Source organism: Mesorhizobium sp. M7A.F.Ca.MR.362.00.0.0, assembly GCF_004023175.1.
Lineage (GTDB): Bacteria > Pseudomonadota > Alphaproteobacteria > Rhizobiales > Rhizobiaceae > Mesorhizobium.
Window position 1 is genome coordinate 1 of record NZ_RZTF01000267.1, and the last position, 9,132, is coordinate 9,132.

Sequence of the window (9,132 nt, forward strand, 5' to 3'; positions counted from 1 at the left end):
CCGCCCCTCATCCGGCCCTGCGGGCCACCTTCTCCCCGTGAACGGGGAGAAGGGAAGGAAGAAGCGCCCTTACGCGAACGCCCCGTGGCAGTGCTTGTACTTCTTCCCCGAACCGCAGGGGCAGGCTTCGTTGCGGCCGACTTTGCCCCAGGTGGCCTGGTTGTTGGGGTCGCGGTCTTCGGGGGCGACGATGGCGGTTGTCTCCGGGCGGACCAGGAGGGCGGTCTCGCCGCCTTCGAAGTCGTTCTCGCCGGTGGTGCCGTCGATATGGGTGCCGAACATGTCGGGGGCTTCCGGAGGCGGCGCTTCGGCGGCCTGGCGGACCAGTTCGACGCGCATCAGCTGCGCGGTGACGGCCTGGCGCAGATTGCCCAGCATGGCCTGGAACAGCTCGAACGCTTCGCCCTTGTACTCCTGCAGCGGATCGCGCTGGGCGTAGCCGCGGAAGCCGACGACCGAACGCAGATGGTCGAGATTGACGATGTGCTCGCGCCACAGATGGTCGAGCGTCTGCAGCACAACCGAGCGCTCGACATAGTTCATCACCTCGGGGCCAAAACGCTCGGCGCGCTCCTTGGCGGCGGCTTCGGCGGCCTGCCCGATGCGCTCGCGGATGTCGTCCTCGGCGATGCCCTCTTCCTTGGCCCAGTCCTCGACCGGCAGGTCGAGGTTCAGGAACTCGGCGATCTCGGCCTTCAGCCCGGCAACGTTCCACTGCTCGGCATAGGCGTTTTCGGGAATGGCCTTGGCGACGATCTCGTCGATGACGCCTTCGCGCATCTCGGCGATCGTTTCGGAAAGGCCTTCGCCGTCCATCAGTTCGATGCGCTGCTCGAAAACCACCTTGCGTTGGTCGTTGGAGACGTCGTCATATTTCAAAAGGTTCTTGCGGATGTCGAAGTTGCGCGCCTCGACCTTCTTCTGCGCCTTTTCCAGTGCCTTGTTGATCCACGGATGGATGATCGCCTCGTCTTCCTTGAGGCCGAGCTTCTGCAGCATGCCGTCCATGCGCTCGGAGCCGAAGATGCGCATCAGGTCATCCTGCAGCGACAGGAAGAATTTCGAGCGGCCGGGGTCGCCCTGACGGCCGGAACGGCCGCGCAACTGGTTGTCGATGCGGCGCGATTCGTGGCGTTCGGTGGCCAGCACGTAGAGGCCGCCGGCGGCCAGCGCCTTTTCCTTCAGCCGCTCGATGTCGGCAATAATTTCCTTTTCCCGCGCCTCGCGCTCGGGTCCGGCCGGCATGTCGCCGAGTTCTTCCTCGATCCGCATCTCGGCATTGCCGCCGAGCTTGATGTCGGTGCCGCGGCCGGCCATGTTGGTGGCGATGGTGATGGCGCCGGGCTTGCCGGCCTGGGCGACGATCGCCGCCTCGCGCTCGTGATGGCGGGCGTTCAGCACTTCGAAATCGGTAAAACCTTCCTTGCGCAGGCGCTCGGCCAGCTGCTCGGACTTTTCGATGGACGTGGTGCCGACCAGCGTCGGCTGACCCTTGGCGCTGGCTTCGCGGATCTCCCTGACGATCGCCTTGTATTTCTCCTCGACAGTCCGGTAGACCTCATCGTCCTCGTCGATGCGCACGACGGGCAGATTGGTCGGGATTTCGGTGACTTCGAGACCGTAGATGTTGCCGAATTCCTCGGCCTCGGTCAGCGCCGTGCCGGTCATGCCGGAGAGCTTCTTGTAGAGGCGGAAATAATTCTGGAAGGTGACGGAGGCCAGCGTCTGGTTCTCCGGCTGGATCGCCACATGCTCCTTGGCTTCGAGCGCCTGGTGCAGGCCTTCCGAATAGCGGCGGCCCGGCATCATGCGGCCGGTGAACTCGTCGATGATGACGATCTCGCCGTTGCGGACGATGTAGTCCTTGTCCTTCTGGAACAGCCGGTGCGCCTTCAGCGCGTTGTTGACGTGATGGACGATGGCGACGTTCTCGACGTCGTAGAGCGACTCGCCCTTGAGCAGGCCGGCGTCGCGCAAAAGGTTCTCGAGCTTCTCGGTGCCTTCCTCGGTGAAGATCGAGGTCTTCTGCTTCTCGTCGATCTCATAATCCTGCGGCTGCAGCTGGATGATGAAGGTGTCGATGGTGTTGTACATTTCCGAACGGTCCTCGAGCGGACCGGAAATGATCAGCGGGGTGCGCGCCTCGTCGACCAGGATGGAATCGACTTCGTCGACGATCGCGTAATTGTGACCGCGCTGCACCATCTGGGCGCGCTCGTATTTCATGTTGTCGCGCAGATAGTCGAAGCCGAGCTCGTTGTTGGTGGCGTAGGTGACATCGGCGGCGTAGGCGGCGCTGCGCTCCTCGTCAGACAGGCCATGGACGATGACGCCGACCGAGAGGCCGAGGAACTTGTAGACGCGGCCCATCCATTCGGAGTCGCGGGTGGCCAGGTAATCGTTGACGGTGACGACGTGGACGCCCTTGCCGGCGAGCGCATTGAGGTAGACCGGCAGCGTCGCGACCAGGGTCTTGCCCTCGCCGGTGCGCATCTCGGCAATACCGCCATTGTGCAGCACCATGCCGCCGATCAGCTGGACATCGAAGGGGCGCATGCCGAGCACGCGGCGCGCTGCCTCGCGGGCGGTGGCGAAGGCCGGCACCAACAGGTCGTCGAGTGTGGCGCCATTGGCTATGTCCTGGCGGAATTTCGCGGTGCGGCCGACCAACTCCTCGTCGGAGAGCGCCCGCATCTCGTTTTCCATGGCGTTGATCGCCTCGACACGGGGCCGGGTCGATTTGACCCGACGGTCGTTGGAGGAACCGAAAACCTTACGGGCGAGACCGCCGAGACTGACCATCCAATGGTCCTTTCGATAGAATTCTCAATCTTGAGATGAGCGCCGGCCGGCCCCATCAATTCCACGTGAACACTGGCAAACACATTAGTGAACACTGGCAAACACAAAAAGCGCCCGGAAAACGGTTCTGGACGCAAAGTCGTTGGACAGATAAGAGGGGGCTCAACTGATGTCAACGCCGCGCTGGCCCTGCTGGCTGCGCCAAATTCCGCCACAATCTGGCCGATCTGGAAGCACCCCTCTTAACAATCCCCACCGGAGTCCACCCTATGTCCCTGTTGTTCCGCCGCGCGTCGCTCGCCAGCCTTGGCTTGGCCGTCGGCCTGTCGGCCCTTTCGCTCTCGCCGTTGATGGCGCAGCAAACCGCTCCCGCCCCGGCGGATGCAGCAGCGCCAGCCGCGGCACCGGTCGATCCGAATAAGGTTATCGCCACGGTCAACGGCCAGCCCCTGACCGAAGCCGATCTGGTGCTTGCCGAAGGGGAGTTGTCACAGCAGTTCGCGCAATTGCCGCCCGAGCAGCGCCGTGCCGCAGCGCTCTCGGCTGCCATCGAGATCCGTGTCATGGCCGCCCAGGCGGTCACGTCAGGGCTCGACAAGGATCCCGACTTCCAGCGCCGCATGGCCTTCCTGCAGCAGCGCGCGCTGCATGGCGAGATGGTCGAGAAGGGCGTCGTCGACAAGGTCACCGACGCCGAGGTCCGCGCCCGCTACGACCAGGAAATCGCCAACACGCCGCCCACCAACGAGTTGCATGCCCGTCACATCCTCGTGAAGACCAAGGAAGAGGCCGAGGCCATCATCAAGCAGCTCGACGGCGGCGCCGACTTCCAGAAGCTCGCCACCGAGCACACCAGCGATCCCTCGGGCAAGACCAGCGGCGGCGATCTCGGCTGGTTCGGACCTGGCCAGATGGTGCCGGAGTTCGACAAGGCGGCCTCCGCGCTCGAGGTCGGCAAGTACACCGAGCAGCCGGTGCAGTCGCAGTTCGGCTGGCATGTCATCAAGCTCGAGGACAAGCGCACCAAGCAGCCGCCGGCCTTCGACGACGTCAAGGACCAGGCCAAGCAGGCGGTCATCCGCGACAAATATTTCGCGCTGGTCAAGTCGCTGCGCGCCGGCGCCAAGATCGAGATCCCCGACGCGAGCCTGAAGAAGACGGTCGATACGCTGGAAAGCGCCAAGTAAGACTGATAGGTCTTTGAAAAAGGGCGCGGCAGCCAGGGGTTGCCGCGCCCTTTTTGATTGCCGTGTTTTAGGGGGCGGGCGCCGCTATGCCTCGCATCACGTAGTTGACCGCCTTGCCGATGGTGGCTTCGTTCTCGTCGAGCCGGTTGGTCAACAGATGTCTCCAGGCGAAGGAGGCGATCAGGTCTGCGACAACAGCTGAATCGACGCCGGCCGGGATTTCGCCCGTTGCCTTGGCGCGTTCGATGATCTGGCCGGTATGGGAGCGCCGGCCCAGCGAGTAGTCGGCAAGGGCCGCGGCAGCGGTCTCGTCCGACTGTGCCTCGGCGATCAGCGACCGGAACACGCTTCCCGACGATGTCTCGCGCCAGTGGGTGAACAGGTTTTTCAGGAAGCCGACGAGATCCTCTTCCAGCCGCCCGGTATCGGGAACCTCGACGCGCTTCTGGCGCTGATAGACCTCAAGCAGCAATGCCGCCTTGCTCGGCCACCAGCGATAGATGGTGGGTTTGCCGGCGCGGGCCCGCCGCGCCACCGCCTCGATCGAGAAACCGGCATAACCGGCTTCGACCAGTACGGCCTCGGCGGCTTCGAGAATGGCATCGGCGGTGTCGGGGTTGCGCCGTGCACCGATCGATCTGCGCGCCGGACCGGCGTCCTCGGCCATCTCTGTCTCCTCGCCAACACTATCGCCGGCAATATAGGCGACCCGACGCTCAAACGAAACGGCGCGTTTTCAAGCTTCTGGAACGGATGGTAGCGGCGGGGGTTAAGTTTATTCTCTGAAAGTCTACCGGCGTGTCGGTTGGCGAAGCTCCAAACGCAAAAACCCGCCGGGCGGCGGGTCACTGGCGCAAATCAGCACCATGGGCAAAAATGTAGCATAGCTGCCCTCACCGAGTCAAGAAAAAATTCCTATCGCCATGAGGCACTGCCGGCTTAAATTGCCCGGCTGGCCGTGGGATCACGCCTACTGCATCGCCTGCGATGTCTCGGATTCGATACGCCAGCCGCCGCCGGCCTTGACCACCCCAAGCGTGACGCGCGCCTTGCCGGTCAGGCGTGCCGCCGACCTGTCCTTTGGAAGATAGTCGTAGCGCATCGCAAAGACTGCCTCGGCGCGATCTTCGCCCTGTGGAGTGACCTCCAGGCTGCCGGCCTCCATGCTTAGCGACCAAGAGGCCCACTGCGCAAACCAGTCGGCCTTGATCTTGACGATGGCGTCGGCGTCGTAGCGGGTTCCGAAGATGAAGGCGGATGGGCCGTAGAGCCGCTTGACGGTCTCGCTCATCGCCCCGGTGTCCGGCGTCAGATAGTCCTTGCGCAGGAATTTCTCGATCGATCCCTTGTCGTCGCCGACAGAGCGTTCAAGTGCGGCCACTTCCGTTGAAGGCGCCGGCGCCGCGGCCGGCCTTTGTGGCTCTGCGGGTTGTCCGTCCGAGACGAATTCGAAGCGTTCGAGCAGCGATCCCTGCTCCCAGGGGCGCTGGGTTTCGCGGGTTTGCGAAACCACGTCGCGGCGCACCGCGATCATCATGTCGCTGATGCTCTGGCCGGGCTCGGCGATGTGGCGCAGCAGGGCGGCGGCGAAAGGCGAGTTGCGTCCGCTGCCGTCCATGGCGACAGCGCCAGGTGCCGTCGAGAAGGCGATGAACGAGCCGCGCGTCGAATCGAATTGCGCCAGCCCGGCCAGCGCCTTCGCCGAGCGCGTGGTGGCGGTGCGGCTGAGACTGCGGGCAAACGGATTGTTGCGGCAGGCATCGAGAAACACCAGGCTGACCTTGGTCTGCTGTTCCATGATGTCGAGGACTTCGTCGATCGGTACTGCTTCGAGCTGCAACTTGACCGGCACGTCCAGCCTGGCGTCGACCGGCACGATGTAGTTGCGCCCGTCGACCTGCAGGCCGTGGCCGGCATAGTAGAAAAGCCCGACGCCGGCGCCCTGGAGCGCATCGGAAAACGCGCCGATGCTGCGTTCGAGTTCACGCTTGCCGAGATCATTGCCCTCGATCACCTCGAAGCCGATCGAGCGCAGCTTGTCGGCGATGTCGAGGGCGTCGTTGACCGGGTTGGCCAGCGTGCCGGCTTCGGCGTAAGTGCCGTTGCCGATGACAAGCGCCACGCGCCGTTGCGGCTGCGCATCCGCGCTCAGCAGCAAAAGTCCCAGAAATGCCCATGCAAGGATCGCAAGCCTGCCCATGGGGCAGATCATAACGCCATCGGCCCCGGCGACGCCATCGGATTTGCAATGCAGGCCTAACCACGAGCGGGTTCGAACTCCCGGGCAAGAGCGACGAAAACGCCCTTGCGCCCGCGCGGTCTATCGGGCAAACCGGCCTTCCCCTGCGATTTTTCCCGCCCGAGGCCTCCATGTCCACGACGATTTCGCCGCTCGCGCCGAAGAAATACCCCAAAATGCCGGAAATCGAAGGGGTGCGCATCGCCACCGCCGAGGCAGGGATAAAGTACAAGAGCCGCACCGATCTTTTGACCATGGTCTTCGATGAAGGCACCGCGGTCGCCGGCGTGTTCACGAAATCGAAATGCCCTTCGGCGCCGGTCGATTTCTGCCGGCAGAATCTCGGCGCAGGCAAGGCCCGGGTGCTGGTCGTCAATTCCGGCAACGCCAACGCCTTCACCGGCAAGAAAGGCCGCGAGTCGACCGCGCTGACCGGCGAGGCGGCGGCGAAGGCGGCCGGCTGCACGGCAGCGGAGGTTTTCCTGGCCTCGACGGGCGTCATCGGCGAGCCGCTCGACACCAGCAAATTCAGCCACCTGCTGGCCGGGCTGGTCAGCAACGGCAAGCCCGGGCTGTGGACCGAGGCGGCAAAGGCGATCATGACCACGGATACCTATCCGAAACTGGCGACTGCGACCGTCAAGCTCGGCGATACCGAAGTCACCATCAACGGCATTTCCAAGGGCGCCGGCATGATTGCGCCCGACATGGCGACGATGCTCTCCTTCATCGCCACCGATGCGCCGATCGCCGCCCCCGTCCTGCAGGATCTGTTGTCGCGCGGCACGGCCAAGACCTTCAACGCGGTCACCGTCGACAGCGACACGTCGACCAGCGACACGCTGCTGATCTTCGCCACCGGCAAGGCCGCCAAGCGCGGCGCGCCGGAGATAACCGATCCCAAGGATGCCCGTCTCGGCGCGTTCCGCCGGGCGCTCGGCAAGGTGCTGAAATCGCTGGCGCTGCAAGTGGTGCGCGACGGCGAGGGCGCCCGCAAGCAGGTCGAAGTCACCGTCACCGGCGCCAAATCGGCGCGCTCGGCCAAGCGCATCGCGCTGTCCATCGCCAATTCGCCGCTGGTCAAGACGGCGGTCGCCGGCGAGGACGCCAATTGGGGCCGCGTCGTCATGGCCGTCGGCAAGGCCGGCGAACCCGCCGATCGCGACCGGCTGTCGATCTGGTTCGGCGACAACAGGCTGGCGCATGAAGGCGAGCGCGACCCCGGCTACTCCGAGGCCGCGACGTCGGCCTACATGAAGCGCGACGACATCCGCATCCGTGCCGATATCGGCATCGGCCGCGGCAAGGCGACGGTGTGGACCTGCGATCTCACCAAGGAATATGTCGCCATCAATGGCGATTATCGGAGCTGACGGTTTTGAGCTCCAGGCATCCGGCAAGCATGCTCGCGATCGTACGCCGCTACGAGGCGGCCGGCTTTCGCGCCTGGCCGGCAGCCGCCGTCCACTATGACGGCACCTGGGTGGTGCGGCTGACCGCCGGCCATCCGGCCAAGCGGCTGAACTCGGTCAATCCGCTCGATCCCGGCGATATCATGCACATGGCCGACCGTATCGGACGGGCCAGCCGCCGTTTCGATGCCTATGGAAGGCCGCTGACGTTCCGCATGTCGCCGCTGTCGGGTCCCGATCTCGCCAGCCATCTCGACCGCGAGGGCTGGAGCCGGTTCGACGAGTCGCTGGTCATGCGGCTGCCGCTGGCCGGCGCGCAGCTCGACGCCGCCATGGACCAGATTCCGCTCAAGGACATCAGCCGCTTCATCGGCGCGTTGCTCAAGGTCAGCGGTTCGGATGTTTCGCTGCGCCCCGGCCTGTCAGAGATCATCGGCGCCATCCAGCCCGAAGCCGGGCTGTTCGCGCTCGAAGATGGAGCCGAGGCACTGGCAACGCTTATCTGCGTGCATGACGGCGATCTCGCCGGCCTGTTCGAGGTCGCCACCGACAGATCGGCGCGCAACAAGGGCCATGGCCGCAACCTGATCCTGTCGGCGCTCAAATGGGCGCGGCTGCGGGGCGCGCGGGAAGCCTGGCTGCAGGTCGAGGCCAACAACGTGCCGGCGCTGGCGCTCTACCATTCGCTCGGCTTCGAGGAAGTCTATCGCTACCACTACCGCCGGCCGCCGGGTCATGAATGATGTCGTGACCGCCGGCAAACGCCTGCTCCTGGTCGCCGCCTGCGCGCTGGTCGATGCCGACGGCCGGGTGCTTCTGGCGCAGCGGCCTCAGGGCAAGCAACTTGCCGGATTGTGGGAATTTCCCGGCGGCAAGGTCGAGCCCGGCGAGACGCCGGAACAATGCATCATTCGCGAACTGCATGAGGAAATCGGCATCGAAACCGACATCCCATGCCTGGCGCCGCTTACTTTCGCCAGTCATTCCTACGACGATTTCCACCTGCTGATGCCGCTGTTCATCTGCCGCCGCTTTCGCGGCATAGCCCAGCCCAGGGAAGGGCAGACGCTGAAATGGGTGCGGCCGAAGCAGATGCGCGACTATCCGATGCCGCCGGCCGATGCGCCGCTGATCCCGTTCCTCATCGATCTGCTCTGAGGTTCGCGTCCGGTCGCTTCCTGCCGAGGCGTGTATCAGCCAGCGTTAATGGAAGATTTATCTCGTCGTGAAAAATTGAAGCATGGCCGTTCGCGGCCGAGCCGTCGATTTGCCGGGGAGCGATAGCATGAGCCTAGACAGGGATTGGGACTCGATCCGGCCCGAGCGCGGTTTTCGCGCCGCCGATGCGGGCATGGGCATATTGCGCATCACGCTGCTGTTCGGTTCGGCCGCGGTGGCGCTGGCGCTGATCGCAACCCCCTTCCTCGACAGCCAGACACGCTCGCTGTCGGCCCGTGATGGTTTCGGCGGGCTTGACATGGCGGCGACAGGC

General features: G+C 64.5%; 8 protein-coding genes. 5 read left to right on the forward strand and 3 right to left on the reverse strand.

Annotation, left to right across the window (positions count from 1 at the left end):
• Window positions 1-69: 69 nt before the first annotated feature.
• Window positions 70-2,802, reverse strand: a complete 2,733-nt coding sequence (gene secA, locus EOC06_RS25950) for a preprotein translocase subunit SecA (RefSeq protein ID WP_128309117.1) — start codon at window positions 2,800-2,802, stop codon at window positions 70-72.
• Between the two features lie 269 nt (window positions 2,803-3,071).
• Between secA and EOC06_RS25955 the strand changes: the two genes are divergently transcribed.
• On the forward strand, window positions 3,072-3,989 hold the full coding sequence (locus EOC06_RS25955; protein ID WP_128309118.1) for a peptidylprolyl isomerase: 918 nt from the start codon (window positions 3,072-3,074) through the stop codon (window positions 3,987-3,989).
• Between the two features lie 67 nt (window positions 3,990-4,056).
• Here the strand turns inward: EOC06_RS25955 and EOC06_RS25960 are convergent, their stop codons facing one another.
• Both EOC06_RS25960 and EOC06_RS25965 read right to left on the reverse strand, forming a co-directional pair.
• Complete coding sequence (locus EOC06_RS25960; protein ID WP_128309119.1) at window positions 4,057-4,656, reverse strand: TetR/AcrR family transcriptional regulator; 600 nt, start codon at window positions 4,654-4,656, stop codon at window positions 4,057-4,059.
• A gap of 303 nt (window positions 4,657-4,959) precedes the next feature.
• Window positions 4,960-6,189, reverse strand: a complete 1,230-nt coding sequence (locus EOC06_RS25965; protein ID WP_128309120.1) for a caspase domain-containing protein — start codon at window positions 6,187-6,189, stop codon at window positions 4,960-4,962.
• A gap of 170 nt (window positions 6,190-6,359) precedes the next feature.
• Between EOC06_RS25965 and argJ the strand changes: the two genes are divergently transcribed.
• The 4 genes from argJ to EOC06_RS25985 all read left to right on the forward strand — a co-directional run.
• Complete coding sequence (gene argJ / locus EOC06_RS25970) at window positions 6,360-7,601, forward strand: bifunctional glutamate N-acetyltransferase/amino-acid acetyltransferase ArgJ (RefSeq protein ID WP_128309121.1); 1,242 nt, start codon at window positions 6,360-6,362, stop codon at window positions 7,599-7,601.
• 29 nt (window positions 7,602-7,630) lie between these two features.
• The gene (locus EOC06_RS25975) at window positions 7,631-8,383 is read left to right on the forward strand and encodes an N-acetyltransferase (RefSeq protein ID WP_127269617.1); all 753 of its coding nucleotides are present in this window, start codon (window positions 7,631-7,633) and stop codon (window positions 8,381-8,383) included.
• Window positions 8,376-8,798 carry an 8-oxo-dGTP diphosphatase MutT gene (gene mutT / locus EOC06_RS25980; protein ID WP_127322229.1) on the forward strand — a complete coding sequence of 141 codons (423 nt, stop codon included), beginning with the start codon at window positions 8,376-8,378 and terminating at the stop codon, window positions 8,796-8,798. The genes EOC06_RS25975 and mutT overlap by 8 nt, the downstream gene beginning before the upstream one ends.
• Window positions 8,799-8,925: 127 nt before the next feature.
• Window positions 8,926-9,132, forward strand: a 207-nt coding sequence (locus EOC06_RS25985; protein ID WP_128309122.1) for a hypothetical protein, incomplete at its 3' end; no start/stop codon positions are given.